The organism is Aurantiacibacter flavus (genome assembly GCF_039710615.1).
GTDB lineage: Bacteria > Pseudomonadota > Alphaproteobacteria > Sphingomonadales > Sphingomonadaceae > Alteraurantiacibacter > Alteraurantiacibacter flavus.
On record NZ_JBDLBR010000003.1, the window covers coordinates 499,223 to 525,621 of the forward strand.

Below are 26,399 nucleotides of genomic sequence, written 5' to 3' on the forward strand. Positions count from 1 at the left end.
GGTTCGAGACAGGGCCTCTGCCTTCGGCTTCGGTCCTTCCTCACCGCGAACGGTAAATAGATCGCACCTTTCCTACACCGCCCCTCATGCGCCATGCCTCGGCCATGACACTGCCCCGATCACCCCGCAGGTTTTTCCGCTCAGGACAGTGTCACACCTGTCACACCTTGCCCGCTAATCCCGAAGGTAGCCCTATGAAGATCACCGCAGCCCTGTCCGGCCACGGAGGCGAAGCGCCGCACCTGGTCGACCTCGAACAGGAGGCTCCGCGCGCTGGCGAGATGCGCGTGCGGCTGGTCGCGACCGGCATCTGCCACACCGACCTGCACGAGCATCCCGGTCGCCACGCGCCGCAGCCAATCGTGCTCGGCCACGAGGGCGCGGGCGTGGTCGAGGAACTTGGCGAGGGTGTCCGCTCCTTCGCGGTGGGCGACCATGTGGTCCTGTCGGGCAGCTCCTGCGGCAAGTGCCCGAGCTGCCTCGCGGGCAGGCCGACCTATTGCGACCTTGCCATGCCGCTGTGCTTCGGCGGCAAGCGGCTCGATGGCAGCACGGCGCTGCGCGGCGACGAGGGGGCGATCCACTCGCACTTCTTCGGTCAATCGAGCTTCGCCAGCCACGCGATCGTGCCGCAGCGAACCGCAGTGAAGATGCCGAAGGACTTGCCGCTGGAGAAGCTCGGCCCGCTCGGCTGCGGCGTAGTGACCGGCGCGGGCGGAGTGATCGAGGCGCTGAAGGTTGGCTTCGGCGACTCCATTGCCGTGCTCGGCACAGGGGCGGTGGGCCTCTCCGCCGTCATGGCGGCAAAGCTGGTGGGCGCGCGGCGCATCGTGGCGGTTGACCTGTCGGACGAGCGGCTCGAACTGGCGCGCGAGTTTGGCGCGACTGACACCCTGCGCGGCGACGAAGACGACCTCGCGGCAAAGCTGCGCGCGATTACGGGGCGGGGCATGGACTTCACCTTCAACACCACCAACGCTGTGGCTGTGCACCAGCTTGCGCTAGAGGTGCTGGCGATGAACGGCACGGCGGGCTTCGTGGCCGCACCTCTCGGGCCGTTTGACCCCAAGATGTTCGGGATGCTCGCTGGTGGCAAGCAGCTGCGCGGCATCCTCGGCGGTGATGCCAACCCGCAGACCTTCCTGCCCCTGCTGGCCGACTACTGGCGGCAGGGCCGCCTGCCGTTCGATCGCATGATCGAGTTCTACCCTTTCGCCGAAATCGACCGCGCTTTCGCCGATGCCCGCGCGGGCACGGTGATCAAGCCGGTCCTGTTGATGGAGAATGATGCATGACCCCCGCAATCCGCTCAAAACTGGCCGCGCTAGGCAACGACCTCAGCCCTGAGATGGTTCAGGGTTCGATCGGCCTGATGGCCGGGATGAACAGGGGACTGTCGTCCGACACGCAGGTTTTGAGAGACATCTCCTATGGGCCAGACCCGCGCCACCGGCTCGACTTGTTCCGCCAAGGGGATACCCGGCGCGCGCCCGTCTTCGTGTTCGTCCATGGCGGCGGCTTCCTCATGGGCGACAAGCACACCGAAGGCTCGCCGTTCTGCTCGAACATGGGCGACTTCGCGGCGCGGCACGGCATGATCGGCGTCACGCTGACCTACCGCCTCGCGCCCGAGCATCGCTTCCCATCCGGCCCCGATGACATGGCCATGGCCGTCGACTGGCTGCGCGCGAATGTGGCGGAGCATGGGGGTGATCCGGCCAGGATCGTGCTGTCGGGCCAGTCGGCGGGGGCGGTGCATGTCGCTGGCTATCTCGCGCACCGGGGCGACCATGCCGAAGGCATCGCTGGAGCCGCTCTGATGAGTGGCATCTACGACACGCACACCTGCTCGCCCAATGCCTCGGCCGAGGCCTACTACGGCGCCGACCGGCGCCAATGGGGTGCCGCCTCGTGCATGGACGGCCTGCTCGGAACGAAGGTGCCTGTGCAGTTCTCGGTCGCCGAGTTCGATCCCGACGACTTCCAGCAACAGGCCGCGCAGCTGGTCGAGCAATGGTATGCAGCGCGCGGGCGCTATCCCGAGATGCACTTCCTGGCCGGGCACAACCACCTCAGCCCGGCGCTCTCGGTCGGCAGCGACCAGACCGAAGTCGAGCGGATGCTGGCCGCGTTCGTGGCGCGAGTGGCCGGTTGAAACAAAGGAGGGAACCTTTGGGACCTCAGCAGTGTTTATGCACGAGAACAAAGGAGTGATCGATGCGTAAACTGATGACCTTCGCCCTGGCAAGCACTGCCGCCATGGGCCTCGCCGCCTGCGACGTGGAACAGACTGACGAAGGCGAAATGCCCGAAGTTGACGTGAACGGTGGCGAACTGCCCGAATACAATGTCGATGCGGCCGATGTGGATGTCGAGATGAAAGAAGAAACCGTCGAAGTGCCCACGCTGGAAGTCGAGGAAGCCGACGCCAGCGAGTAAGTGCTCGCGACAGTTTGTGCCCCCGTGCGTGGCGCGGGGGACCAAGGCCCGTCAGGCCAGCAGTGGAACGTGATCCATTGTTGGCTTGCGGGCCTTCTCTTTGTGGGCGAGAGCGTGCCAGCAGCGAGGTCAGGCGGGAATCCAGCTCCCGTGGAAGGCCATCGGCAGGCCGAACGGCAGCTTGACCGTAGCCAGCGGCGGGCGGCTGACATCGCGCCCGTCGAGGATCAGCAGCTCGGCGCGGCGTTCCTCGAACCGGTCGACCACGGTGAGGATGAAGCCGTCACCTTCCGCGCTGTCGGCGCTGCGCGGCACGAACAGTGGCTCCTGTGCGGCGGCGCCTGTGAGCGAGTGGACCTTCAACTCGCCGGTCTCCCAGTCGATCTGGCCCACGCCCATCTCGGGGAAGGCGCGCAGCGAGAAGTAGCCAGTCCGGTACTTCTCCATGGCAAAGCGGTCGTCGATCCGCGGCATGTCGCCCAGCGCTCCGTCAACCGGCTCCAGCGTAACAGCCTCTGCCTTGGGCTTCGAAAGGTCGAAGGTGATGCGGGTGAGCTGGGTGACGGTCTCGGGCATGGTGGGCTGGTTGCCGTGCTTGTCGCGGAAGAAGCTGAAGCAGTTGCCCGGCGAACAGGGCGTGTCGACCACCACCTTGTCGCCATCGGTGTAGGCATTCATGATGTGGCCGAGCACGAGGCCGGGCACGTTGAACCAGCGCATGTCTGCGGCCGGATCACCGGCGCGCGGCATGATGCCCCAGGCCGAAGGTAGCTCCGGGTCATACTGGTAGTACTGCCCGCCTTCGCGCAGCCGCGCCTCGCTGGCGGTGAGCGGCATGATCGGGAACACGAGATGCTCGCGGGTCACGCCCCAGTCGTGGCTGAGGCCGGGGAAGGGGGTGTGAAACCACTGCTCGCGCACCAGCTCGCCGTCCTTGTCGAACACGTGGAGTGAGGCATCGGTGGTCGGCTCGCCGCCTGCGAAGACGCCGTAGCTCCACCATTCGCCCGTAACGGGATCGATCTTGGGGTGCGCGGTGAGCGCGGTGCTCCTGAGGTCGCCCCACTGGCCTTCGCCAAGTGTTTCGAGCGTTTCGGGATCGACCCGGTAAGGCCGTGAATCCTCGCGCAGCATGAACAGCTCGCCATGGTGCGCGAAAGCATAAGTGTTGCCGGTGTTGTCGCGCTGGGGCAAATTCGAGACACTTGGATCGTCGGTATGACGGTTGCGGTAGTGGCCATAGAGCCGCCGCCGCACCTCCCGCTCGGCCTTGAGCCGCTCGGTCTGGACGTAGCGGCTGCGGAAGCTGACGTGGCCCTTCTCGAAGCGGAAGCTTGACACCAGCCCATCGCCGTTCAGGATGATGTCGTCCTCAAGGCTGGGATACTGCCGGTCGCCTCCGGTGCGAACATAGCTGCCCTCCAGCTCGGCCGGGATTTCGCCCTCGACCTCGCATTCGAACACGTCAGCCTCGAACCGCATGGTCGGACGCTTCTGAAGGCCGAAGCTGTCGTAGAGATGGAAAATTTCCGGCACCGCATCGTCTCCCACTTGGGCTTTTCGCTCTTGCCGCTACAATTAGCCTATATAAGCATTTTGCAAGTCCAGAATAACGGGAGATGACCAGATGACCGACTGCTGCTGGCCCGATGGGGTGCCAGAGATCATGCCGGTGGCCGATCGCGCGGAGATCGAGGAGCTGTTCGCCCGCTATGCCTGGGGGATCGACCTGGCGGACGAGGAACAGGCGATTGCCACCTTCGCTGAGGATGCAGAGTTCGACCATCTGTGGCAGGGCAAGGTGAAAGGCCACGAGGCGATCCGCGCCAACCTGCGCAGCCTGTGGAACGACCGCCAGCACTGGTGGTTCGGCCGCCAGCACCTGATGAACCACTTTATCATGGACCCGAAGCCAGAAGGCGCGCGGGTGCGCTGCTTCTTCCAGATCATCCAGTGGAACGCCGACTACCGCACCAACTTCGTGTTCGGCATCGGCACGCGCGACGATCGGCTGGTGAAGCGCGACGGACGCTGGAAGTTCTACCGCTTGCACGTCAACGCATGGACCGAGGTCGATCAGGTGCCGTGGAAGGGTGACCTCTCCATGCGCCAGCGCCCGCCTTATCGTAGTCCCCCGGCGGACACCCGCCCGTTCGATGAGCAGACGAGCGATCCGTTCTAGGAAGCGGTTACTTCTTCTGTCCGGGGATCGTCGCCAGCTTGCGCTTCTTCTTGCCACCCTTGCCGACGGTCTTGCCGCTGGTGGCCTTGGAACCGGTCTTGGCCTTGGCAGACTTCTTGCGGGCCTTCTTCAGCTCGGCGACATCGCCTTGCAGCGCCAGAACTGCCTTGGCCAGACGGCGCACAGTGGCCACGCGTGGGCGGAAATCCCGTGCGAGCACGCCTTCTGCCAGCGCCGTCAGTCCGAGCGCACCCTGATCAATACTGCTGTTCTCGTTGGCGGCCTCGTGTTGGGCCACCGCTTGTTTCGCGACCATTGTCGGGCTCGCCTCCAATCTCTTTCCCGCACTGTGTATCGGGCGCTTTGGGGAGGGCAAGCTTAGCCGTCATAGTGTCACCAAACTGTCAAGAATGGCTACTCCATGCGCCACTCAAGATCGAGCCAGCGGGCCAGCGCCTTGAGGTCGCTCTCGACGCTGCCCGAGCGCAACTGCTCGCGCGCGGGGTCGATCCACAGCGTGAGCATGTCGTCCTCGCGGGTGAGCTTGCTGGTGAGCAACGACAAGCGCGATCCGGCGCCGAGGCGTCGGCAAAGGCGGATGGCCAGGCCCCACCCGGCAGCGCGGCGCAGGTCTTCGCTGCTGGCCAGCTCTTTGAGCAGGGCGGTCGGTTCAGGCTTGCCGCAGGCCCCGCGCAGCGCGGCGGCGATCAGCGCCCGCCCGCGATGGTCGAGCCCCAGCCATCGCTTGTGCAAGGCCCAGTCGGTGCAATGCACGAGCCGCATGTTGGGCTCGATCTGCGCCGCCGCCAGCGCCAGCATGGTCGCCGCCATGCGCAGCCGCTCGTCTTCGTTGACCCCGCCGCGCGCTGTTGCGGCGGTCCAGCCTGCAATCAGCGTGGCCTGGGTGGGCGTGACACCGCGCGGGCGGGTGAAATGCTCGACGCCCGAAAGCAGCGGGTCTTTCGCGCGTTCGAGCGGATCGAGCTGACTGTGCAACAGGCCTTCGCGCAGGCCCCAGGACGAGAACACCAGCGCCTGCGGCTTCAGCGTGGCGATCAGCGGGCGCAGCATGGCGCAGGCATCGGCCAGCCCCGCCGCGCGCGAGGACGAGACGCCGGGAATGGCGGCCAGCTCTTCGGCGCTCATCTGCGCTGCCTGCTTGGCGAAGTGGTCCGCCTCCTTGGGGGAGAGCGTGTAGGCGTGTGGATCGGACAGCGGATAGTCCTGTGCGTTCATTGCGAACTTGGCGAGCGCGCGCCATGTGCCGCCCACGAGATAGAGCGGGCCTTTCTGCTCCCCGGCCCACTGCGCCTTCGCCAGCTCATCTTCGATGGCCTTGCGGAAGGGTGCCGAGCCTTGTTCGCGCAGGGCTGGCAGGCGCAGCGTGCCCAGCGGCAGCGAGACCCCGTGCGAACATTCGCCATCGGCAATGGCGATCAGTTCAAGGCTGCCCCCGCCCAGATCGGCGACCACGCCTTCGGCCTGCGGAAAGGCGCCGATCACGCCCATGGCGGCGGTGCGCGCCTCTTCCTCACCCGAGAGCACGCGCACATCGAGCCCCAACTTGCGAAACTGTTCGACGAATTCCGGCCCGTTCTTGGCATCGCGCACGGCGGCAGTGGCCACCACATCGACTTGCGTCACGCCGATATCCTCGAGGATGGCGGCGAACCGGGCCAGCCCGCCCAAGGCAAGGTCGGTCGCCTTGTCGGGCATGCGGCCGGTTTCGGCGAGATCGCGGCCGAGCCGAGCGGTCACCTTCTCATTAAGCCAGATCATCGGCGCGCGGCGCGGCCCGCCGTAGATCACCAGTCGCACCGTGTTCGAACCGATGTCGATCACCGCACGTTCCGGCCCCGGTGCGGTAACGCCTGAGCTACGCTTGGAAGTAGAAATCATATTGCTCCCTTGCGCAGGGTCAGCTTGGGCACGAGACTTTCCTTCAATGCGCCCCCGCGGCCCGATAGCGAGGGATTGGTCATGAAATAATCGTGGCAGTTGAAGCCGGGCACGCCGTTCCCGTCGGTATCCTCTTCGTCTGCGTCAATCTGCACGCGTTCGTATTCCCCGGTTTCGCCATCGAGCAGCCAGCTTTGTTCGGTGTCGAGCAGGTTCGCCAGCAGCACCTGATCGAGCACCTGATCATGCACTGTGTGGTTCGCAATCGGCACCAGCGTTTCGACCCGGCGGTTGAGGTTGCGGTCCATTGCGTCGGCGCTGGAGATGAACACCAGCGCCTTGTTCGAGGGCAGCGGCTCGCCGTTGCCGAAGGCCCAAATGCGGCTGTGTTCGAGGAAGCGGCCGATGATCGACTTGACCGTGATGTTGTCCGACAGGCCGGGCACGCCGGGGCGCAGACAGCAGATGCCGCGCACCACCAGCACGATCTCCACGCCGGCTTGGCTCGCTTCGTAAAGCCGGTCGATGATGCCCTGTTCGGTGATCGAGTTCATCTTGGCCCAGATCATGGCTGGCTTGCCGTCCTGCGCGAAGGCGATCTCGCGGTCGATGCACTGGTTGAGTTTCTCGCGCAGGTTCAGTGGCGAGATCGCCAGCTTTTCCATCGCCTGCGGCTCGACATAGCCGGTGATGAAGTTGAACAGCTTGGCCGCATCGCGCGCCAGCGCCGGATCGGCGGTGAAGTACGACAGGTCGGTGTAGATCTTGGTCGTGATCGGGTGATAGTTGCCGGTGCCGAAGTGGCAGTAGGTGCGGTAGCCGTTGTCTTCCGCGCGCACGACCATCGAGATCTTGGCGTGGGTCTTCCAGTCGACGAAGCCATAGATCACCTGCACGCCCGCGCGTTCCAGCTCGGTCGCCCACTTGAGGTTTTGCTCCTCGTCGAAGCGCGCCTTCAGCTCGACCACGGCGGTGACCGACTTGCCGTTCTCCGCCGCGTCGATCAGCGCGTTGATGACGGGCGATTGCTGGCCTGCGCGATAGAGCGCCTGCTTGATCGAAATGACCTTGGGGTCGCGCGCCGCCTGGCGCAGGAAATCGACCACCACCTCGAAGCTTTCGTAAGGGTGGTGGATCACGATGTCTTTCTCGCTGATCGCGGTGAAGACGTCGCCGTCGTGCTCCATCACCCGTTCGGGATAGCGCGGCGAATAGGGGGTGAACTTGAGGTCGGGCCGGTCCTCGCCGACCACGTCGGACAGACCCGAAATGCCCAGCATGCCGAGCGTCTTGGTAACGAAGGCCTGCTTGAGGCCGAGTTTGTCGCGCAGCATCTCCTCTGCCGCGCGGTCGAAGTTCTCGTCCAGCTCGATGGCGATCACCTGCCCGCGCCGCCGCCGCAGGATTGCGCTGCGATAGTAGCGCACCAGATCTTCGGCCTCTTCCTCGATCTCGATGTCGCTGTCGCGCAGGAGGCGGAAGGCGCCCTGGCCCGTGATCGTGAAGCCGGGGAACAGCAGGTGAGCAAAGCGCAGCACGAGTCGCTCGATGGCGACATAGACCGCCTCGCCATCGGTCGCCTCGTCGTCCACCCGCACAAAGCGCGGGAGCGCGGAGGGGATCAGCACCATCTCGATCAGCTGGCTGCCGTCGATGGTTCGCTCAAGATTGAACAGCGCGCCGATGCCGAGGTTGGAGACGAAGGGAAAGGGGTGCGCCGGGTCAATCGCCTGCGGGGTGAGCACCGGGATGATGTGCTCGATGAAATAGCGTTCGAGCCATTGCTCGGCCTTGGGGCCGGTGCGATCCCCGCCCTTGATGTGAATGCCCTGTTCGGCCAGCAGCGGGCGCAGCTCGGTCAGTGCCACTTGCTGGCGGCCTTCGATGGCGCGCATCCTCTCGTTGATGGCGGCGAGTTGCTGGCTGGCGGTGCGTCCATCGATCGATGTTTCCGAGATGCCCGTGCGGACCTGCCCGACGAGGCCGGCAAGGCGGATCATCGTGAACTCGTCGAGGTTGCTGCCGCAGATCGAGAGAAAGCGCAGACGTTCGAGTAGCGGGTAGGCGGTGTTGGTCGCCTCGGCCAGCACCCGCTCGTTGAATTCGAGCCACGACAGCTCGCGGTTGAAATAGCGCTCCTCGGCGCTCAGCAGCGAAGGATCGGGGGCATCGTCGGGACTTGTCGGCGCGGTGCTCATCTGTTCTCGCTCTCGTGCAGGGTCATGACCTTGCGGGGTGGGCGGTTCGGCGGGGTCTTAGGCAAAGCTACCATGCCTGAAAATACTGCCCAGGCCCATGTCACGAATCATGGGAAATCACGCGATATCGGCGGCCCTCGCAATGGCGGTGATGCCGCGCTTGCCCTCCGACCGGCCAAGCTGGACGATCACGTCGATCACGCCGGCGGCATAGGCGAGGGTGTCCGACCGGGTGAGCCCGATGCCGGTCTGCATGACCATCAGCGAAAGCTGTTCGAGCGCGCCGCGCAAGCTGTTCGCGTGAATGGTCGAGAACGAACCGGGATGTCCGGTGTTGATCGCGCGCAGGAACGAGACGCTCTCCGCGCCGCGCAATTCGCCCAGCACGATCCGGTCAGGCCTGAGGCGCAGGGCCGATTGCAGCAGCTCGTTGGCGGTGACCTTGGCTTCGCCCAGTTCGCCTTTCACCGCGACCAGCCCTACGGCGTTGGCACCGGGGAACTTCAGCTCGGGCGTGTCTTCCACCAGCACCACACGCTCCTCGCGCGGGATTTCTCCGAGCATCGCATTGAGGAAGGTCGTCTTGCCGGTCGAGGTGCCGCCCGAAACGAGGATGGTTTTGCGCGCCTTGATCGCCGCGCGCAGGAAGGCGATTGGCTCTTCCGCCGGATCGGGCATGTCTTCTTCGGCAGGCGCGCGCAGCGGCCCGTGGTCGTATGCGTCGAGCGGGAGATCAAGCTGGCGGTGGCGGCGGATCGACAAGGCCCAGTGCTTGCGCGTGGCGGGCGGGCCGCAGAACTGCACACGCGCGCCGCCATAGCCTTCGGCAGGCAGCGTCGCGCCGAGCAGCGGGTGTTCGCGGTTGATGCCCTGATGGCTGATGCGCGCGACCTGCTCGGCAAGGCGCTGCACCAGCTTATCCGTAACCTCGGAAATTTCGATCCGCTGCATTCCGGGATGGGCCGCGTCCTCGATCCAGACCTCGCCCGGTTTGTTGACGAGGATTTCCGTCACGGTATCGCGATCAAGCCACTGGCGCAGAGGCGCAAGGTAGGCGTCGAGATAGACCGAGCCGCCGGGGATCACCGGGGCCTCCGGCAGCGGGCCTGTAATGGCGGGTGCAGAGGCCGGATCGCCGCCAAGCTGATGGATTTCCGCGCTCATCGCGTCTTAGTTCACCTGACCGAAGTCGAGATCGCGCGCGGTGTAGACGCGAACCGGCTCGCCCATGCGCACGCGCACGGTGGGCGGACGCTGGCCGTCCTGCTGGAGCGCGGTGGAGGCCGCGCTCTGCCCGCCGCCGAGGATTACCGAGCTTCCGCCGCTGGCGATGGTGGTCAGCCCGCCGATGACCGAGAGCAGCATGGCCGAGCCGAACCGGCTGAAGAAGTGCGAATCGACCTTGCCTTCGAGCCCCGTGGTGCCGTCGAAGGTGGTGCTCGGCGATTGCAGCGCGACCGACACGCCATCGGGGCGGATCAGCCGGGTCCACACCACGTATGCGCGGGTCTGCCCTGCCTGCAGGCCCGACTGATATTGCCCGACCAGACGGCTCGACCGCGGCACCAGCACGCGGCTGCCGTCGTAGCTCTTCACGTCCTGGCTCACCACGGCGCGAACATAGCCGGGCACGTCGGTGTTGATGGCGGTTTCGAGGATCGCCGGGATCATCGTGCCCTGCGCCACGGTGGTGGCGGGGTTGATGTCCTGCCGGGCCTGAGCCGGGCCGCCGCCCACGCCGCCGATGCGGGCGGCAAAGTCGTTGGCCGAGCTGCCACCCGCTCCCGGCACGACCGAGCCATCGGGCGAAGCGGTGGTGACCGCACCAGCGCTCACGGCGGCATTGGCAGCCTGGCTGCTGTCGAAAGTGAGGGTTGGCGAGTTGTAGCGGTTGGCGGCAGGGGCCTGCTGCGGCTGCTGCGACATCACCGGCGCGGGGGCCGGATCGGCCTGCGGTGCGGGCGCGACCATGGCGGCTTCGGCCGGTTCGGGCTGAAGTACGACCGGCGGCTGCGCGGGTTGCGGCGCGGGCGCGACATCCTGCGGGGCCTGCGCATCATCGCCCATGCGGCTGGCGTTGAGGCCCCACAAGGTCGCCCCGCCGATAAGCGCGACAAAGCCGATCCCGGCGATCAGGCCGAGCGCGTCCGAGCCGCCCTTGCGCGCCGCCACGGCGGGATAGGCGGTGCGGCTGGCGAGGTCGATCACCTCGGCCGGCGCCTGCTCGCGCGGGTCCGCATCGTTGGCGACACCCTTGGTCTTTTCGGGAAGGCGCATGGCAAGTTTCATCGAACGTCGCTCCGCTTCAAAGGTGTCAGGCGCCGGGCGCCGGGGCATCGGTGCCCGTGTTGATCAAGGTGGCCACATCGTCGCCCGAGCGCAGGATGATCTCGCGCGGCACCCCTTCGAGCACCACGGTATCGCCGCGCACGGCGAAGTTCACCGGGCCTTCCATGCCATCGCGGTCTTTCACGAGGATCGCAGGCATCGCCGCGCCCGAGGGCCAAGCGAGGAACGTCGCCGTGCCGTCATCGTAAACCTGTTCGGGCAGCAGCCGCTCGGCTCCATCGCTGGCCCAGTCGAAGTTGAGCGCAGTCGGGTCGACCACGGCCAGCTGGTCGCTAGCGGCGGCAACTTCGAGCGCATTGGGCATCTGCGAGGGATCGCGCGGCGCGCTATCGGCCAACTGCGTCTCTTCTTCCACCTCTTCCACTGGATAGGTGAAGCGCAGCACATAGACCGGGGTGCGCGTGGCGGGGCTAGCCACCAGATCGAACAGGTAGGTGCGCTTGTTGGTGACCACCGTCATGTTGGTCACCGCGCGCGGTTCGAGCGGTTTCACGAACAGCAGGTTCGCGCGCCGGTTCGGCGTGACCTGCCAGGTCTGCGAATTGCCGATGGCGACATTCTCGATCGCCTCGTCGTCGCCGAACTGGATGGTCGACTGCACGTTCACGCGGCCATTGATGGTGACCACTTCGCTCTCGTCGTAGAAGTGCTCGACAAGGCGCGGATCGGCCTTTGCGGGCAGGGCGGCGAGGCTGCTGGCGGCGAGCGCCATGGCCAGAAACGCGCGGGACATCATCGTTTGGACTCCGGTGAGCGAATGGGGGCAGACTTGAAGCGGCTGCCAATACCGCGCGCGCGATTGCCAGAGCCTGACGGGCCGCTTGTGAGCGGGGAGACCTGCGCCCCTTGCGTCACCACGCGGGTCTCGCGGGTGCTGGTGGAGCCGCCGGTGTCGTTGGCGGCGAGCGGCATGGCGGCAGCGGCGCTGACACGGATATCACGCGCCTGCGCCGTGCTGGCCGCCGTCGCGGCGGCGCGATCAGCGGCAGAGGTGGCGAGCGCCGGGTTAAGCGGGCTTTGCGCCGCGGCAGAGCTACCACGCGCACGTTGGTCGGCCTTGTCGCTGGTGGCGAAGCCGAACACGGTCCAGCCTGCGACCATGGTCGAGGTGACCTTGAGGATCATCGCCATCAGCGCCAGATGCACGGCGCCGATCATGAAGAAGGCCATGGCCGGACGTATGTCGATCTTGCCTGGCGTTTCCATCAGGCTGGCGAGCACCGGCACCGTCATCTCCAGCATCAGCGACCCGCCGAGCACGGCGAACAGCGGGGCGAGCGCCATCAGCACCACGCCCTTGAGCCAGCCCACGAACAGCCCGCGCGTGCCGTTGAACAGGGCCATTACGATGAAGATCGGGCCAAGCCCCATCAGTATCGCCAGCGCGATCTTGCAGGTGGCGAGCACGCCCACGGTGCCGAGCAGCAGCATGGTGCCGCCGCTCCACAACAGGCCCGGCGGTGAGAAGATCGAGGTGTCGTTCTCCATCGCGTCGCCGCCCGAAATGTCCATCAGTGCGATCATGACGGAGTCTAGCTTGTCGGCAAAGATGGTGCTGGCCGAACCGTCGGTGCCCATCAGGAGGGTCGCGATCTCATCGGGCGCGCCGACCGCGAGGTTCCAGAACACGGACTGGAACGCGACCCAGCTGGTGGCGAAGGTGATCACCATCACCAGCGTCACCATGCGCGGCGTCAGCGAGGACAGGCCCAGTCGTGTGCGCCCGGTGATCAGCGCGAAGCCGAGGAAGGCGATCCAGATGGTGAGCATCGCTGTCAGCACCGGGCCAAGTGTGCCCTCGGCGCTGAACAGGCGGTTGAAAGCGGCCTGCGCCATGCTCGATGCTGCGCAGTCGACGCCGCGCAGGCTCGCGCCGATACCTGCACCCACGCCGTCCATGGCGCGCATGCATTCGGTGCTCACGCTGGCGGCGGCGGAGATGTCGAGGATAGCGCTCATTCCGCAGCTTCCCAGCTCAGGCTTTCGGCCTCGCTCGCCTCGGCGCGGTAGTCAGCTGAGCCGGGCCACGGTTGGTTGGTGAGCGCCGGATACCACTGCGCCGGATCGTTGCCGACCGCCTCGCGCAGCAGGTCAAGCCGGCGCACCGTGCTTTCGCGGCCCGACAGCATGGCGATGACCTCGGGCGCACCCGACAGATCAAGCCGCACCACCACGCTCGCATCGGGCTGGCGCACGAGGAAGCAGCGCGAGTGCGCGGGCAGGGTGCGGATCAGCGCCAGCTCGTGCTCGGTGAGGCCGAAGCCCTCGCAATAGTCCTCGGGTCGCGCGCGGCTGTTGGGCATGAACACCATGGTCGCAGTCTGCTCGACCAGCGCGGTGCTGATCTTGCTGTCGAGCGCATCGCGCGCCGACTGCGTGGCGAAACCGACCAGCGCATTGCGTTTGCGCAGCGTTTTCAGCCAGTCGCGGATACGCGCGGCGAAGATCTCGTCGTCGAGCGCCTTCCAGCCTTCGTCGATCAGGATCATCGTCGGCTTGCCGTCCAGACGCTCGTCGATGCGCTGGAACAGGTACATCATCGTGGGCGTGCGCAGGCGCGGGTTGTCGAGCAGCGCGGTCATGTCGAAGCCCATCACCCGCGTGGAAAGGTCGAGCTTGTCGGCCGCGTTGTCGAACAGCCAGGCGAATTCACCGTCCTCGATCCAGGCCGAGAGCCGGTCCGCCAGATCGCCCGGTTGCGGACGGCGGCTGCCGCTCAGCAACTCGCGGAAATAGCGCAGGCGGCGCAAGCTCGGATCGTTGGCGTAGGCGGCATCGACAGCGGCCGCGATCAGGCCGTTCTCCTCCGGCCCCTCGGCCTTGAGCAGCACCGTGAGCCAGTCGCGCAGGAAGGCGCGGTTGCCGGCGGTGTCAGGCATGGCGAGCGGGTTGAACCCGGTCGGCTCGCCCGCGTGGATACGCTCGTAGCTGCCGCCGATGCCGCGAATGAACAACTCGGCCCCGCGATCCTTGTCGAACAGGATGGTGCGAGGGGAGAACTTCTGCGCCTGCGCGGCCAGGAAGTTCATCACCACCGTCTTGCCCGATCCCGAGGGGCCGATGACCGAGAAATTGCCGAGGTCGCCGTGGTGGAAGTTGAAGAAGAACGGCGTGGCGCTGGTGGTCTGCAGCAGCGTAACCGCCTCGCCCCAGTGGTTGCCCTCGGCCTGCCCCAGCGCAAAGCCGTGGAAGCTGCCGAAGCCCGCCATGTTGGCGGTGGAGATCAGCGCGCGGCGCACGAGATATTGCTCGTTGCCGGGGAACTGGCCCCAGAAGGCTGGTTCGAGGTTGGTATCCTCGCGCACGGCAATCGCGCCGGTGTCGGCCAGCGCGGCGGCGACCGAAGCGGTGGCATCGTCAAGCCGGGCGAGATCGCGCTCGCGCACCAGCACGGTGAGGTGATGATCGCCAAAGCCGACCGAGCCCGCGCCCAGTTCGTCACGCGCGGCCATCATATCGAGCCGTTCGGCCTGTGCTTCCTCGTCCGCCGAGCGCAGGCGGCGGATTGCAAGATCGATCTTTTCGCGCGCGGTCTGCCGCTCCTGCGGGGCGAAGCTCTCGGTCACGACCATCTCGAACGGCAGCCGCAGCATCGCGTCGAGCAGGCCGGGGCTGGTGGCCTCGGGATAGTCCTTCAGGCTGATGATCGAGGAGAAATCGGTGCCTTGCGCGCCGCGCAGCTCCATCGCGTCCAGCCCGAAGGATGCTCGGCGATAGGGCAGCATATTGCCGATATCGGTCGCCTCGTCGGGGCGGCGCACCGGGCGCATCTCGCCGTTATAGAGCGCTGAGAGAAGTTCGAGCAGCTCGTTGTTCGTCGCCCCGCTGTTGCCCACGTAGTCGCCGAGCGGCTGCGCGCCATAATCGCCGAGCGAGGCAGCCAGCGCCTGCACTGCGGCGCGCAAGCTACGTAGGTCTTTGGGGTCGACTTCTTCGCCTTCGCCCTTGCGGCCCTTGAAAAACTTGCTCGCCTTTTCGGCAAAACCGGCCTTTCCGCGGGCCGGGCGGCGCACGAGGGTGATGAACTGGTCGTTCACGAACAGCGAGCCGGATGACAGCTTCTCGCGCCAGGCCTTGTCGATATGGGCCGAGAGCGGATCGGGGAACCGAGCTTCCAGCTCCACGCTCACACGGCGGCGGATGACGTGGTGATAGAGCACGAACCGCGCATCGAGGTTGGAGCGCAGCATCACCTCGCGCGTGGCGGCGTGGGCGTTAAGCGCGTCTGTATCCTCGGTCTCGAACAGCAGGCCGGGCACCTGCAACGCGCTCATCAGCGAGCCGTCGCGCAGCAGCAGCGTGCCCGCGTCGACGAGGCGCGCATAGGGCAGACGGTCACCCGCCTGCGCTTCCTTCGCGCTCCATGCCGCGGCTCCCAGCCATTTGGTCATTCGTCGTCGCTCCATGCCGCCTCAATCAGGCGGACTGTCGGGCACTCAGGCGGCGTAGGAATTGCAGCCCCAGCGCTTGTAGTTCTTGACCCGCGGACACTTCGAAACCTTGGTCAGCCAGAGGTCGAAAATGCGCGGCTCGCGCAGGCACGCGAAATAGCCGATGGCGTGCATGATCAGCGGAATCGGCAGGATCCAGAAGCTCTTGAGGATCAGGAACGCCTCGGTGGTGACGAGCGCGTTGATCACGAAGAAGTTCAGCGTCACGCCCGCAAACATCTGCGGCCTGGTCAGCGCGCGGTGAACACGGGAGCGGGCGAGTTGCATCAGCCTGCCGCGCCCTGAATACCGGCCACGATCGAGCCGGCACCGAAGATGATGAACACGCCGATGATCACGGTCGCGCCGAAGCGCCAGTTCATCCGGCCCGTCAGCATCATGAAGCCTACCGCCGCCACGGCCATGACCGCGACTGTGGTAGCCACCGTGCCGAGCATGGTCTGCTGCATCCACGAAAACGCGTTGTTGATCGGCGAAGAACCGGCCGGGTCCTGTGCAAAGGCAGCCGAGGGAACAAGCAGGGCGGCAAGCGCGACGATACGGGCAAGAAACGACATGGTTACTCAGAACTCCGGGAATGGTTGGCGAGGCGGCCCATGATGGCGGCCACATATTGCTGCGTTTCGCGAATGCGCGGAATGCCGCCCGCGCGCTCTACGCGCCCCGGTCCGGCATTATAGGCGGCGAGCGCCTTTTCGAGGTCGCCGTCGAACCGGTCGAGCTGCTCGCGCAGATAGCGCGCGCCGCCTTCGAGGTTGGCAAAGGGATCGCGCGCATCGACGCCGAGATAGCGCGCCGTGCCGGGCATCAGTTGGGCCAGACCCTGCGCGCCGACGGGGCTGCGCGCATTGGAACGCCAGCGGCTCTCCTGCCACACCAGCGCTTCGATCAGCGCGGGGGAGAGGTCGAACCGGGCGGCCAGCTCTGCGACCTTGGCCGCATATTGGTGCGGCACCTGGTCATCATGCAGCGCAGTATTGGCGACCGCGCTTTCGGGCACGAGCGAGGAAATGTCTGTCGGAACCTCTACAGGGCCGGGAACCATCGGGTAGCTCGCGGATAGATCCTGCGAAGCGGCCACCGCCATGGCTGGCCCTGCCACCCAACGCGCATCGCCCGACGCACCCACTTCGAGCACGTCGGCGCGGGCCGGCAGCGCGCCGACCGCGATCACCAAGGCAGTTGCCGACAAAGTCAGCGCGCGCAGAATCATCCGTACCCTCCGAAGCGCCCCCAATGCTTACAACAGGTGACAACCGTGTGACAGCCCCATGAGGCCTGCGGCGAATGCATAGAAAAGCCCCGCCGGGCACCATGGCGCGGCGGGGCTTGTTCGGGGCCGGGGCGATAGCTGCGCCAGGGCAGGCGTCATCCCGACCATATATGATAAGGCCTTAGTTCATCGCGACGGCGGTTTGCTCCAGCGCGCGCAGGGCCAACCGTGCCGCGGCACGCGAATCGACCCACTCGCCGTCGGCCAGTTCGAGCCGGTAGCGCACGTCGGAACTGGCGGCGGCGCGATAGTAGTCGGCGGCCTTTTCCTTGTCGCCGCGCACGGCCCAGGCCGAACCGAGGTTGATCAGCAGCGCCGGATCATCGGGGTTTTCAACCAGGTTCGCCTCAAGCCGGGCGATGGCGGCATCGGTTTCGCCCTGGCTCAGCTCCTCATAGGCCGCGTCACGCTGCTGCGTGTCGTTGATTCCGGCCATGAGCGCGGGCGGTGCGGCCTGAGCGACCATCAGGGCTACGACGGTTTGAAGTGCGATCATTTTCTATTCTCCCAAACTGTGAATGATCGCAGAATGCGGTTGGACTGCAGCAAATGCAATCAAACTGTCATAATGTCATAAATGTGAAACCTGAGATTTGATCGGCGCGATTATGGCGCTTTGCTGCGGCGCAGCGGCTTTCTGACGGCCGTGTCATCTGGCTGTCATGAGATGATCAGAATTAATTCCAGCCCATTGCAAACAAACTGTCACGCGAGGCTCCTAGCGAGCGTTTCGCGACATTCATTCGCATTCCTGATTCTCGGTTTTTTGAGGGGACCGTTCGCTGTGACTAACCTTTCTCGCTCGCTCATCATAGGCTCCAGCGTGCTGGCTTTGGCCGCTTGTGGTCCTGAAAGCATTGGCTCGCCCGGCTCCAACGGCGATATCAACATCGGTGACATCATCACCAACCCGACGCCTGCGCCGACCCCGGCTCCGACGCCCACCGGCTCCGTCGCTGCGGCAGATTGCCCGACGCTGCCTGGCACGAGTGACGTTTTGGTCGACAGCGGCACCATCAGCGGCCCCGAAGGTGAATGGCGCGTCTGCACGCTGCCGTCACTCTTCAGTGCCTCGACCACGCTGCCCTATCAGGCTGGTACGCTTTATCGCATGAGCGGCCGCGTTGATGTTGGCGTCGATGACGGCCCGACCGTCGACAATAGCGACAACGTGACCGGTACCCTTGTCGAGCTGATCATTGAGCCCGGCGTCATCTTGTACGGGGAGGCCAACTTCTCGGGCGCTTCCTACATGGTGGTTAACCGCGGCAGCAAAATCTTTGCCGACGGCACGGCTGCTCGTCCGATCATCTGGACCGGCGAAGACGACATCACGGGCAACGCCACCAGCACGACCAGCGGTCTGTGGGGCGGCCTGGTTCTGCTTGGTCGCGCTCCGGTTGCAGACTGCTTTGCCGGCGGTATCAATCAGACTGATCAGACCAAGTGCGAAATGCGCGTTGAAGGCATTGCCAACAACATCCCGTTCTTCGGTGGTGACACCCCGACCGACAGCTCGGGCAGCGTGACCTATAACCAGATCCGCTACTCGGGCTACACGCTCGATCTCGGCGGGGAACTGCAATCGCTCACGCTGGGCGGCGTCGGTTCGGGCACCAACCTCGACTACATCCAGTCGTACAACAGCTCCGACGACGGTACCGAGTTCTTCGGCGGCCACGTCAACATGAAGCACTTCGTTGCCGTTGGCGCCGAAGACGACTCGATCGACGTGGACTCGGGTGTCCAGGCTAACTTGCAGCATGTTGTGGTCGTACAGCGCGACAATGTCGGTGACCGTGCGCTGGAAAGCGACTCGCCGCCGGACGACAAGGGCACGGGCACCACGATCCCGAACGCGTTGCCGCGCAGCAAGACCACCATCAGCAACTTCTCGTTCTGGGCCACCGGCACCAATGACGCCGCCGAATCGCGCGGCGCCAGCGACATCACGCTTGCCAACGGTGTGATCTACAAGCCGAGTTCGGCGAACGGCGTCTGCGTCGACGACAACGACAATATCGGCGGTGGTCGCGGCGCTGAGCAGATCCTTTATTCGGTCCTGCTCGACTGTGCCACCAACAGTGACACGGACGAAGCGATTGCTGCTGGCAGCGGCAACACCGAGGGCACCAATACGCTCAGCGACAAGTACATCAACGGCGCCACCGAGCAGACCTACACCCCGGTTTACGATGTCTCCTCGCTGTCGAGCTTCTTCGATACGGGCCTGACCTACATCGGTGCCGTTCCGACCCCGGCTGCCGGCGTTACGCCGTGGACGCGTGGCTGGACCTGCGACAGCACCACCGTTTCGTTCGGATCTGGCCTCTCTTGCCAGGCCCTGCCGGTTTATAACTGAGCAGGAAAGCGATTGGAGGGAGGGGCTCGTTCAGCGGGCACCTCCCTCTTTTTCACGCACGGCACCAGCCGGCACATACGGTTTCAGGCCTGATACTGAGGGGGTCTTTGTCATGATCACTGGCAAGCAGTTTGCGGCACTGCTTATGCTCACCACCGCTTTCACTTTTCCTGGCGCAGCATTTGCCCAGGACACCGCTCCCGCTTCGAACACCGGCGCTTCCATGCCGGACGACGGCGAGACCAGCGGTGAGGAAGAGGTCTACGATGAGCCCGATATCTCGGTAGCAGGCGGCAACACCATTATCGTCACGGGCCGCGTCAATCGCGATCCGACGCGCAATTCCTCGCAGGTCATCAGTGTCCTTTCGGCGGAAGAAATCGCGCGTACCGGCGAGGGCGACATCGCCGGCGCGCTTGGCCGCGTCACCGGCCTGTCGGTGGTCGGCAATGGGCGCGTCTATGTTCGCGGCCTTGGCGACCGCTACTCGCTCGCCCTGCTGAACGGCCTGCCGCTGCCGAGCCCGGAACCGCTCAGCCGCGTGGTTCCGCTGGACATCTTCCCGACCAACGTGGTCGCCTCCTCGCTCGTGCAGAAGACCTATTCGGCCAACTTCCCCGGCGAATTCGGCGGCGGTGTGATCAACCTGACCACCCGCGCCGTGCCCGACGAATCGTTCCTTACGATCAGCGGCAGCCTGAGCGGCGATACCGAGACGACCTTCCAGAACGGCTATTCCTACTACGGCAGCGATACCGACTGGACCGGGTTCGATAGCGGCGCACGCGACATTCCCGGGGCGCTGCAAAACTACTTCGACCAATCGATCGCCACTGGCGCTTCGGTCGGGTCGTCGCCCGAGTTCGACCCCGAAACCCTCGGGCGTCTGCTCACCCCGCCGCAGCTTTCCACGCTTCAGATCATCGGCGATCAGCGTCCGAACTGGTCGGCTGGGGTCACCGCGGGCACCTCGTTCGATGTCGGCAGCGATGCCCGACTGGGCCTGGTCCTTACCGGCAGCCTGAGCAATTCGCTGCGTAATCGCAACATCTCGCGCCAGCAGGCAGGCGATAGCGTCACCACGCTATCGCGCGATGAGCAGTCGTTCGTTACCGACAACCGGATGCTTGCCAACGCACTCTTTGCAGCCGGTCTGGAAGTGGGCGATCACACCATTCGGTGGACCAACCTGTTCATCCGCGACACCGTGAAGCAGGCCAGTTTGACCGATTTCAAGATCTTCGACGGCGACCTTGATAACGTCGACTTCCTTGAACAGAACACGGCCTGGTACGAGCGCCAGCTGATCGACACCCAGCTCGTCGGTGAGTTCGATTTCGATCCGCTGAGCATCGACGTGCGCGGTGGCTATGCCCGCACCGACCGGCGCGCGCCGTTCAACCTGAACTACGTCTACGCCCGCACCAACCTGTCCGAAGAGCAGGACCGGTTCGGCGGCGTCTACCGTGTCGACCTTAGTGGCTCGGGCCAGCAGGCGTTGCAGGAAACCGGCGTTACCTCGTCCTTCTCCGATCTTGAGGAAGAGGTCTGGTTCGGCGGTCTCGACCTGAGCTATCAGGTTCTCGACAACCTGTCCGCCACCATTGGCTATGCCTATACCGACACCCAGCGCACGACCACGCGCCGTGCCTTCCAGCTGCGTGCCATGGTGGACCCGGATTTCCATAATCCGGGCGGTGAGCCGCTCGACCCGGCGGTTATCGAGCAGCTGCAGAACGTGGTTCTGCCTGCGGTCGGCACCCGCAGCCCGGCGCTGCTGTTCAACGGTGCGACATTCGACATGTTCGATGTGACGCTGCTCGAGTTCGGCAGCACCACGCCGGCATTCGATGCCGGGCTGGAAATCCACGCCGGCTACGGCCAGCTTCAGTGGCTGCCGATCAACACCTTCACGGTGCAGGCCGGTGTCCGCTACGAATCGGCCACGCAATCGTCGATCCCGGTCGGGGTCAACAACACGGCGCAGCCGCGCACGAACGAGAACGATTACTTCCTGCCAGGGCTGACCCTGACCTGGGAGCCGATGGACGATCTGCAGGTTCGCGCCAGCGGTTCGCGCACGCTTGCCCGCCCGCAGTTCCGCGAACTCGTCTCGCAGATCTACTTCGATCCCGAGACGAACCGCACCTACGTTGGCAACACCTTCCTCGACGACAGCGAACTGCTGAACTTCGAAGCGCGTGCGGAATATTACCTTTCGCGCCAGAACAAGTTCTCGATCGCGGGCTTCTACAAGAAGATCGACAACCCGATCGAAGCGTTCCGCACCGGTGCAGGTGACATCACCTATGCCAACGCCCCCGAGGCCACCCTCTACGGCGCCGAGGTGGACGCGCAGTACTTCTACGACCTCTACGACCTAGGCGGCTGGTTCGAAACCAAGCAGCTCCTGCTCCTTGTGAACTACACCTACACGCAGTCGGAACTGAGCGTTGGCGACGAGACGGTCATCATCGATCAGGGTGGAAACCCGATCGAGCGTGCGGCCAACACCATCTTTGTCGATGGCTCGCCGTTGGTCGGCCAGTCGGACCATCTGGTCAACTTCCAGGTTGGCATCGAGGACGTTGACCGTTTGCAGCAGCTGACCGTGCTGATGTCCTACGCCTCGGAGCGCCCGACCTTCCGAAACCTCGCGCCGCTTCCCGACACGGTCGAGAAGCCCGGTGTTCAGCTCGATATCGTCGCGCGCCAGGGTCTGGATCTGTTCGGCGTCGAAGCGGAACTGAAGCTGGAGGCACGCAACCTGCTGGGTACGCGCAACCAGGAGTACTACGTGAATTCCACCGGTCTGCGGGTCGAGCAGAACACCTACGACATTGGTCAGTCGTTCTCGGCCGGTTTGTCGGTGACGTTCTAAAGCCGGCAACGCGCAGGCGTTGTTCGAAGAGGCCTCCCGCGAGAGCGGGGGGCTTTTTTCGTTGCGGCAGCCGATGAGAGGCGACGCGGCACCCCGGTGAGAGGCCTCTGGTCAGGGCAGGTCGAGCACGTAGCCCTTGGAATGGACGGTGCGCAGCAGATCGCCAGCGCCAGCGTTGCGCAGCCCGAAGCGGAGCCGCTTGATCCACACATCGACCGTGCGCAGATAGCCCGGATCGCCTGCCTTGCCGAGCGCATCTACCAGTTCCTGCCGGCTCAGCACGCGGTTGGGGTTCTCGGCAAGAAAACGCAGTACGCGGAACTCGTTCGGGCGCAGCGTGATCTGCTGCCCTTTCCAGCGTGCCTGTTCGCCCGCGACGTTGATCTGCAGATCGCCTAAGTCGAGCACTTGCAGTGCGCTTGGGCTGCGGTCGGTCGCGTAAAGCGCCAGCACCCGGTCGAGCATCGCCTTGCGGTCGAGCGGGCCGATTGCATAGTCGTCGGCTCCGGCCTTGATCGCGCGGCGGCGGTCTTCGGGGTCGTCTTCGTCGAGCACCATGGTGACATGGGCATCGCGAGTGCGCGGATCGGCGCGCAGGCGGCGGCACATCTCAAGCCCCGAAAGGTCGTCGAGAACCCAGTCGACAAAGGCCCAGGCGCTGCCATCGACAAGCTTGTTCGGCCCGGCCGAGGTCAGTTGCTCGAACACAAATTGTGCATCGCCATGATCGAACCGGTCATACCCGGCCGCTTCCTCGCTGGTGGCGAAGATGGTGACGTGTTCCATCCACTCATTCCCCAATTGGACGGGGAATCCCTGCAAGCTGCAAATGACCGTGCTATGACAGATGCGCGCGCCGTGTTCAGCGCAGCTATGAGGAGGGTAAATCGTTCACCAGCCCCTTGGGGAACCTACCTGGAGGCGAGCGTCACCAGCACTTCGTCATAGGGCATGCCATCGCCGCCACGGTTCACAACGATATGCTGATAGCCCTGCGACCGCGTTCCGCTCGCCCCATAGGCCGTGGTCTGCAGGGGTTCGTCGAGCGCGATGCGATAGAAGGTGGTGCGCATGAACTCGGACAGCTCGCCCGCGGTGATGGCACCATCTCCGTTCGCATCGGCGCGGCCTTCCATCGCCTGCTGAAGGATATGCGAGATATAGCCCCCCGCCTGGAACTTCTGCGCCACCAGGCTGGTAAGGTCGCTGTCGGAGCTGAACACGCCCATCCGTCCGGTCTGGCGATTGATCACATCGTCGAACCCGCCCGAGAAACATGAATCGAGCACCAGCAGGGTGCGCGCGTGGATCGGTTCAAGCATCCGCGCAAGTTCATAATCGGTAACCGCAGCGTCGAACAACTCGATGGTCTCGCTGGTGCCGTCGCGCTCCATGAAGCTTTCCACACGCTGCTTCGCTCCATGGCCCGAGTAGAACAGCAGGAACAGGTCGTCCGGGCCGATGGTCCCGGCGATTTCGGAGATCGCCTCGATGAAGTTTTCGCGCGTGGCTTGCTGGTTGATCAGCGTGGCACTTTGCTGGGCCAGCATGCCGGTGTGCTGGAGCGTTTGGGTTAGCTTGGTCGCGTCCTGATCGGTCATGCTCAGATTGCCCGCGCGCCCGCCATAGTCGGCTACCCCCACGCTGAGCGCGAAGATCCGTCCCCCCGAACGTCCGGCCAGAACCGGCGCATTGCCGCCGCCAGTGCTGACGCTGGAGCTGATGGTGTAGCGCCCCGTTTCGCCGTCCTGATAGCTGGTTGCCACCAGCGTATAGGTTCCGGTTTCGGGTAGGGTGACGGTGAGGCGCGAGTTGGTTTCGCCATCGCCGCCGGCGCGGTCGTCGTTCTCCTCGGTGCCCCCGCCGGGCATCAGCAGCGAGAGGTAGGTGTCGAACTCCGAAGAGGTCATATCGAAAGTCACACGCTGGCCGCGCTGGCCCGCGAAGCTGTAGGCGTCGATGAATTCGCCCGATGGGATCGTATCATCTCCGCTCGCTAACGACCCGCTGACCGAACTGCCAAGCGTCAGCCGCGTGAGCCCGTTGAGCGACGAACTGGCCGTGGTGCCTGAATCAAGCCGGTAGCTGCCGAGGCCGCCTTCGGAATAGCTAGCCACCACTACCCGGTAGGTGCCGTCGCGCGGCAACGTCGTCTCGACCAGGCTGTTGAGCGTGCTGCCCGCAGGATCGTCGTCGTTCTCGACCGAGAAGCCACCGGGGCCTTCCACGCGCAGGAGACTGTCGAAATCCTCGGAGGTCAGGGCGAGGCGCAGGCTCTGACCGGCGCTGGCCTCGATCAGGTAGACGTCCTCGACCGAATGGTCGCCGCGCGGATCGGACGCGGCAAGCGTGCCGTTGACGCTGCGCCCCAGCTCGAGCCGCTGGTCGCTGGCCGCACGCGTGGATGAGCCGGAGAGGTCGGCGCGGATTGTGTAATGGCCGGTTTCCGCACCCGCGTAACTGGTTGCGGCAATGGTCAGCGCGCCATCGGCAGGGATCGTCAGCTCAAGCCGACTGTCGGTGCCACCACCGTTGGGATCGTCGTCATTCTCGGCCGAGAAGTCGTTGGCACCGACCGCCCCGAGATAGGTGTCGAACTCGGAGCTTTGCATGGTCACGACCACCCGAGCACCCGGGGTGCCCCGCAGCGTGAAGACGTCGAAAAACTCGCCCGAATCGAGTTCGGCATCGCCTGCCGCCAGTTGTCCGCGCGCCGGGGTGCCAAGCGTGAGCGAAGTGGCCGCGCCGCCTGCCGCCGATGAGTCAGAACTCTCGCTGGAGCTGAGCTGTGCACCCTCGATGATTAGCTCGTAGCTGCCCGTCTCATCGCTGGTGAGGCTGTTGGCGATGAGCTGGTACCGGCCGCTCTCGGTGAGGTCGAGGTCGAGCTGCGAATTGGTTGAGCCGTCGTCGCCATCGTCGTTGCTGAAGGTCTCGCCGCTGGGGCTTTCGACGCGCAGATATGTGTCGAAATCGGTGGATGTCATCCGCAGACTGACATGCTGGCCCCTGCGTCCTGCGAAGGTGTATCTGTCGTAATAGGATCCGTCTTCGAGCGTCGAATCGCTGGGCGAAAGAGTGCCCGAGATGCTGTCGGTGAAGGCCCCAGCGACACCATTAGTGCCCTGAAGCCGATAGGCACCCGTTTCGCCTGGCTCGAAGCTGGTGATGACAAAGCGATAGCGACCATCTTCGGGCAATGTCGCGGTGATGCGCGAATTGGTGCTCGTATCGCCCTCGGCATCGTCGTTCTCGACCGAGAAATCGCCGTCGTTGCGCAGCATGAGGTAGGCGTCGAAATCACTGCTGGTGAGCGTGACATCGATCTCGTCGCCAGCGTTACCGTCGAAATAGTAGACGTCGTACAATTCGCCTGACGGCAGCTCTTCATCGCCGGAGCGCAATTCGCCCCTTGAGCTGATCAACTCCTGCGCTGCCCCAGGCGCTGCGAGCCCCGCGCACAGGATGGCTGCCATGGCCGTCTTGCCGAGAATAACAGATTTCATGCGATGCCCCCGCCTTGAAAAGCACTCCGGAGGCTAGTGGCATAACGCCGTGCCAAAATCAGCACAAAGGTGCCTGAATATTTCTGACTATTGGGTGCGTCGCGCCGACAGAGGCGAGTGGCGGAGTATGTGCGGGAATAGCGTGCAGGCCTCTAAGAGACCCTCAGAGGCTACCGGGCGAAGAGGCCCGGAGATGGCTGGTGGCGGAGAGCGGGGGGATGGCGCGAAATTGCGCCGGAAGATGGCCTTTCAGCGACAGAGGTAATTCGGGCACTCCGCAAGGGCAGCAGAAGGCAATCGCAAGGTTGTCTTACGATTGCCTTCTCGCCAGCGGTGAACCTGCCGGATTTTGTCCGCAATCGAGCGCGGGTTGATGGCCCTAGAATGCGTCGGCGGTGTCGGCCTCGTCGATGATGCCATCCTCGTTGCTGTCGAGGCGCGAGAAGGTGCGGGTGCCTGATTCGTTCAGTTCCTCGAGGGTGAGGGTGCCATCATGGTCGGCATCGAGCACGCCGAACCGGAAGTGTGCCTGGCGCAGGCGGTTCGCGCGGATTTCGGCCAGTTCGGCATCGAGGCGGTACTGGTAGTCGTCCACATATTCGACCTGGCTGACCCGTCCGTCGCCGTCCATGTCGTAGCCCTCGTGGATCTTGGCGCGTTCGGCGTTAAACTCGGCCATTGTCACCACGCCGTCGCCATCAGCGTCGTAGCTTTCGATGAAGGCTTCCTTACTGTGACCACCGGACGTGCGGCGTTCAGCGCGTTCGGCTTCGTCGCCATCCTGAGCCAGTGCGGGCATGGCAAGGCCGGCTGCGCAAAGGGCTATCATGCCGGTCGTAAATGCTGATTTCATTGTCGT

22 protein-coding genes are annotated in these 26,399 nt (G+C 64.8%); 6 read left to right on the forward strand and 16 right to left on the reverse strand.

Annotated elements, in window-relative coordinates; all coding sequences use genetic code 11:
• The first annotated feature begins 194 nt into the window (after positions 1-194).
• The 3 genes from ABDJ38_RS11535 to ABDJ38_RS11545 all read left to right on the forward strand — a co-directional run bounded on the left by ABDJ38_RS11535 (position 195) and on the right by ABDJ38_RS11545 (position 2,439).
• A complete protein-coding gene (locus ABDJ38_RS11535) occupies positions 195-1,295 on the forward strand; it encodes an NAD(P)-dependent alcohol dehydrogenase (RefSeq protein WP_346785246.1) in 1,101 nt (366 codons plus the stop codon).
• Positions 1,292-2,155 carry an alpha/beta hydrolase gene (locus ABDJ38_RS11540; protein ID WP_346785247.1) on the forward strand — a complete coding sequence of 288 codons (864 nt, stop codon included), beginning with the start codon at positions 1,292-1,294 and terminating at the stop codon, positions 2,153-2,155. The genes ABDJ38_RS11535 and ABDJ38_RS11540 overlap by 4 nt, the downstream gene beginning before the upstream one ends.
• 62 nt (positions 2,156-2,217) lie before the next feature.
• The gene (locus ABDJ38_RS11545) at positions 2,218-2,439 is read left to right on the forward strand and encodes a hypothetical protein (RefSeq protein WP_346785248.1); all 222 of its coding nucleotides are present in this window, start codon (positions 2,218-2,220) and stop codon (positions 2,437-2,439) included.
• 129 nt (positions 2,440-2,568) lie between these two features.
• On the opposite strand, the gene ABDJ38_RS11550 is transcribed toward ABDJ38_RS11545, so the two are convergent.
• Positions 2,569-3,990 (reverse strand): carotenoid oxygenase family protein, encoded by a 1,422-nt coding sequence (locus ABDJ38_RS11550; protein ID WP_346785249.1) that lies wholly within the window; start codon positions 3,988-3,990, stop codon positions 2,569-2,571.
• 76 nt (positions 3,991-4,066) lie between these two features.
• Between ABDJ38_RS11550 and ABDJ38_RS11555 the strand changes: the two genes are divergently transcribed.
• A complete protein-coding gene (locus ABDJ38_RS11555) occupies positions 4,067-4,621 on the forward strand; it encodes a nuclear transport factor 2 family protein (RefSeq protein WP_346785250.1) in 555 nt (184 codons plus the stop codon).
• A gap of 7 nt (positions 4,622-4,628) precedes the next feature.
• Here ABDJ38_RS11555 and ABDJ38_RS11560 read toward each other — a convergent pair whose 3' ends face one another.
• The 12 genes from ABDJ38_RS11560 to ABDJ38_RS11615 form a co-directional block, all read right to left on the reverse strand.
• Positions 4,629-4,937 (reverse strand): hypothetical protein, encoded by a 309-nt coding sequence (locus ABDJ38_RS11560; RefSeq protein ID WP_346785251.1) that lies wholly within the window; start codon positions 4,935-4,937, stop codon positions 4,629-4,631.
• 98 nt (positions 4,938-5,035) lie between these two features.
• Positions 5,036-6,520, reverse strand: coding sequence for a Ppx/GppA phosphatase family protein (locus ABDJ38_RS11565; RefSeq protein ID WP_346785252.1), 1,485 nt, complete (start codon positions 6,518-6,520; stop codon positions 5,036-5,038).
• Positions 6,517-8,718 (reverse strand): RNA degradosome polyphosphate kinase, encoded by a 2,202-nt coding sequence (locus tag ABDJ38_RS11570; RefSeq protein WP_346785253.1) that lies wholly within the window; start codon positions 8,716-8,718, stop codon positions 6,517-6,519. Before ABDJ38_RS11570 ends, ABDJ38_RS11565 begins: the two co-directional genes overlap by 4 nt.
• A 117-nt stretch (positions 8,719-8,835) precedes the next feature.
• Positions 8,836-9,882 (reverse strand): P-type DNA transfer ATPase VirB11, encoded by a 1,047-nt coding sequence (virB11, locus tag ABDJ38_RS11575; RefSeq protein WP_346785254.1) that lies wholly within the window; start codon positions 9,880-9,882, stop codon positions 8,836-8,838.
• A gap of 6 nt (positions 9,883-9,888) precedes the next feature.
• Positions 9,889-11,007 carry a TraB/TrbI/VirB10 family type IV secretion system protein gene (locus tag ABDJ38_RS11580; protein WP_346785255.1) on the reverse strand — a complete coding sequence of 373 codons (1,119 nt, stop codon included), beginning with the start codon at positions 11,005-11,007 and terminating at the stop codon, positions 9,889-9,891.
• Between the two features lie 25 nt (positions 11,008-11,032).
• A complete protein-coding gene (locus ABDJ38_RS11585; protein ID WP_346785256.1) occupies positions 11,033-11,803 on the reverse strand; it encodes a TrbG/VirB9 family P-type conjugative transfer protein in 771 nt (256 codons plus the stop codon).
• Positions 11,800-13,026 carry a TrbL/VirB6 family protein gene (locus tag ABDJ38_RS11590; RefSeq protein ID WP_346785257.1) on the reverse strand — a complete coding sequence of 409 codons (1,227 nt, stop codon included), beginning with the start codon at positions 13,024-13,026 and terminating at the stop codon, positions 11,800-11,802. Before ABDJ38_RS11590 ends, ABDJ38_RS11585 begins: the two co-directional genes overlap by 4 nt.
• Positions 13,023-15,458 carry a VirB4 family type IV secretion/conjugal transfer ATPase gene (locus ABDJ38_RS11595; protein WP_346785258.1) on the reverse strand — a complete coding sequence of 812 codons (2,436 nt, stop codon included), beginning with the start codon at positions 15,456-15,458 and terminating at the stop codon, positions 13,023-13,025. The genes ABDJ38_RS11590 and ABDJ38_RS11595 overlap by 4 nt, the downstream gene beginning before the upstream one ends.
• Before the next feature lie 45 nt (positions 15,459-15,503).
• A complete protein-coding gene (locus ABDJ38_RS11600) occupies positions 15,504-15,785 on the reverse strand; it encodes a VirB3 family type IV secretion system protein (RefSeq protein ID WP_119592567.1) in 282 nt (93 codons plus the stop codon).
• Positions 15,785-16,075, reverse strand: a complete 291-nt coding sequence (locus tag ABDJ38_RS11605) for a TrbC/VirB2 family protein (protein ID WP_346785259.1) — start codon at positions 16,073-16,075, stop codon at positions 15,785-15,787. Before ABDJ38_RS11605 ends, ABDJ38_RS11600 begins: the two co-directional genes overlap by 1 nt.
• A gap of 2 nt (positions 16,076-16,077) precedes the next feature.
• Positions 16,078-16,731, reverse strand: coding sequence for a lytic transglycosylase domain-containing protein (locus tag ABDJ38_RS11610; RefSeq protein WP_346785260.1), 654 nt, complete (start codon positions 16,729-16,731; stop codon positions 16,078-16,080).
• Positions 16,732-16,912: 181 nt separating this feature from the next.
• Positions 16,913-17,287 carry a tetratricopeptide repeat protein gene (locus ABDJ38_RS11615; protein WP_346785261.1) on the reverse strand — a complete coding sequence of 125 codons (375 nt, stop codon included), beginning with the start codon at positions 17,285-17,287 and terminating at the stop codon, positions 16,913-16,915.
• Between the two features lie 288 nt (positions 17,288-17,575).
• Here ABDJ38_RS11615 and ABDJ38_RS11620 point away from each other — a divergent pair, with 288 nt between their 5' ends.
• Positions 17,576-19,153 (forward strand): hypothetical protein, encoded by a 1,578-nt coding sequence (locus ABDJ38_RS11620; RefSeq protein ID WP_346785262.1) that lies wholly within the window; start codon positions 17,576-17,578, stop codon positions 19,151-19,153.
• Between the two features lie 112 nt (positions 19,154-19,265).
• Positions 19,266-22,034: a TonB-dependent receptor domain-containing protein gene (locus ABDJ38_RS11625; protein WP_346785263.1), complete on the forward strand. Its 2,769-nt coding sequence runs from the start codon at positions 19,266-19,268 to the stop codon at positions 22,032-22,034.
• Positions 22,035-22,145: 111 nt separating this feature from the next.
• Here the strand turns inward: ABDJ38_RS11625 and ABDJ38_RS11630 are convergent, their stop codons facing one another.
• From ABDJ38_RS11630 to ABDJ38_RS11640, 3 genes are all read right to left on the reverse strand, one after another.
• A complete protein-coding gene (locus ABDJ38_RS11630; RefSeq protein ID WP_346785264.1) occupies positions 22,146-22,820 on the reverse strand; it encodes a response regulator transcription factor in 675 nt (224 codons plus the stop codon).
• A 125-nt stretch (positions 22,821-22,945) separates the two neighbouring features.
• The gene (locus ABDJ38_RS11635; RefSeq protein ID WP_346785265.1) at positions 22,946-25,540 is read right to left on the reverse strand and encodes a pre-peptidase C-terminal domain-containing protein; all 2,595 of its coding nucleotides are present in this window, start codon (positions 25,538-25,540) and stop codon (positions 22,946-22,948) included.
• A gap of 379 nt (positions 25,541-25,919) precedes the next feature.
• The gene (locus ABDJ38_RS11640) at positions 25,920-26,393 is read right to left on the reverse strand and encodes an EF-hand domain-containing protein (RefSeq protein WP_346785266.1); all 474 of its coding nucleotides are present in this window, start codon (positions 26,391-26,393) and stop codon (positions 25,920-25,922) included.
• Between the last annotated feature and the right edge of the window lie 6 nt (positions 26,394-26,399).

Bases quoted from the DNA above. Each gene is read 5' to 3' on its own strand.
- ABDJ38_RS11535 (WP_346785246.1), top strand. From the start codon at position 195: ATGAAGATCACCGCAGCCCTGTCCGGCCACGGAGGCGAAGCGCCGCAC.
- ABDJ38_RS11540 (WP_346785247.1), top strand. From the start codon at position 1,292: ATGACCCCCGCAATCCGCTCAAAACTGGCCGCGCTAGGCAACGACCTC.
- ABDJ38_RS11545 (WP_346785248.1), top strand. From the start codon at position 2,218: ATGCGTAAACTGATGACCTTCGCCCTGGCAAGCACTGCCGCCATGGGC.
- ABDJ38_RS11555 (WP_346785250.1), top strand. From the start codon at position 4,067: ATGACCGACTGCTGCTGGCCCGATGGGGTGCCAGAGATCATGCCGGTG.
- ABDJ38_RS11560 (WP_346785251.1), bottom strand. From the start codon at position 4,937: ATGGTCGCGAAACAAGCGGTGGCCCAACACGAGGCCGCCAACGAGAAC.
- ABDJ38_RS11565 (WP_346785252.1), bottom strand. From the start codon at position 6,520: ATGATTTCTACTTCCAAGCGTAGCTCAGGCGTTACCGCACCGGGGCCG.
- ABDJ38_RS11570 (WP_346785253.1), bottom strand. From the start codon at position 8,718: ATGAGCACCGCGCCGACAAGTCCCGACGATGCCCCCGATCCTTCGCTG.
- virB11 (WP_346785254.1), bottom strand. From the start codon at position 9,882: ATGAGCGCGGAAATCCATCAGCTTGGCGGCGATCCGGCCTCTGCACCC.
- ABDJ38_RS11580 (WP_346785255.1), bottom strand. From the start codon at position 11,007: ATGAAACTTGCCATGCGCCTTCCCGAAAAGACCAAGGGTGTCGCCAAC.
- ABDJ38_RS11585 (WP_346785256.1), bottom strand. From the start codon at position 11,803: ATGATGTCCCGCGCGTTTCTGGCCATGGCGCTCGCCGCCAGCAGCCTC.
- ABDJ38_RS11590 (WP_346785257.1), bottom strand. From the start codon at position 13,026: ATGAGCGCTATCCTCGACATCTCCGCCGCCGCCAGCGTGAGCACCGAA.
- ABDJ38_RS11595 (WP_346785258.1), bottom strand. From the start codon at position 15,458: ATGACCAAATGGCTGGGAGCCGCGGCATGGAGCGCGAAGGAAGCGCAG.
- ABDJ38_RS11600 (WP_119592567.1), bottom strand. From the start codon at position 15,785: ATGCAACTCGCCCGCTCCCGTGTTCACCGCGCGCTGACCAGGCCGCAG.
- ABDJ38_RS11605 (WP_346785259.1), bottom strand. From the start codon at position 16,075: ATGTCGTTTCTTGCCCGTATCGTCGCGCTTGCCGCCCTGCTTGTTCCC.
- ABDJ38_RS11610 (WP_346785260.1), bottom strand. From the start codon at position 16,731: ATGATTCTGCGCGCGCTGACTTTGTCGGCAACTGCCTTGGTGATCGCG.
- ABDJ38_RS11615 (WP_346785261.1), bottom strand. From the start codon at position 17,287: ATGATCGCACTTCAAACCGTCGTAGCCCTGATGGTCGCTCAGGCCGCA.
- ABDJ38_RS11625 (WP_346785263.1), top strand. From the start codon at position 19,266: ATGATCACTGGCAAGCAGTTTGCGGCACTGCTTATGCTCACCACCGCT.
- ABDJ38_RS11630 (WP_346785264.1), bottom strand. From the start codon at position 22,820: ATGGAACACGTCACCATCTTCGCCACCAGCGAGGAAGCGGCCGGGTAT.
- ABDJ38_RS11635 (WP_346785265.1), bottom strand. From the start codon at position 25,540: ATGAAATCTGTTATTCTCGGCAAGACGGCCATGGCAGCCATCCTGTGC.
- ABDJ38_RS11640 (WP_346785266.1), bottom strand. From the start codon at position 26,393: ATGAAATCAGCATTTACGACCGGCATGATAGCCCTTTGCGCAGCCGGC.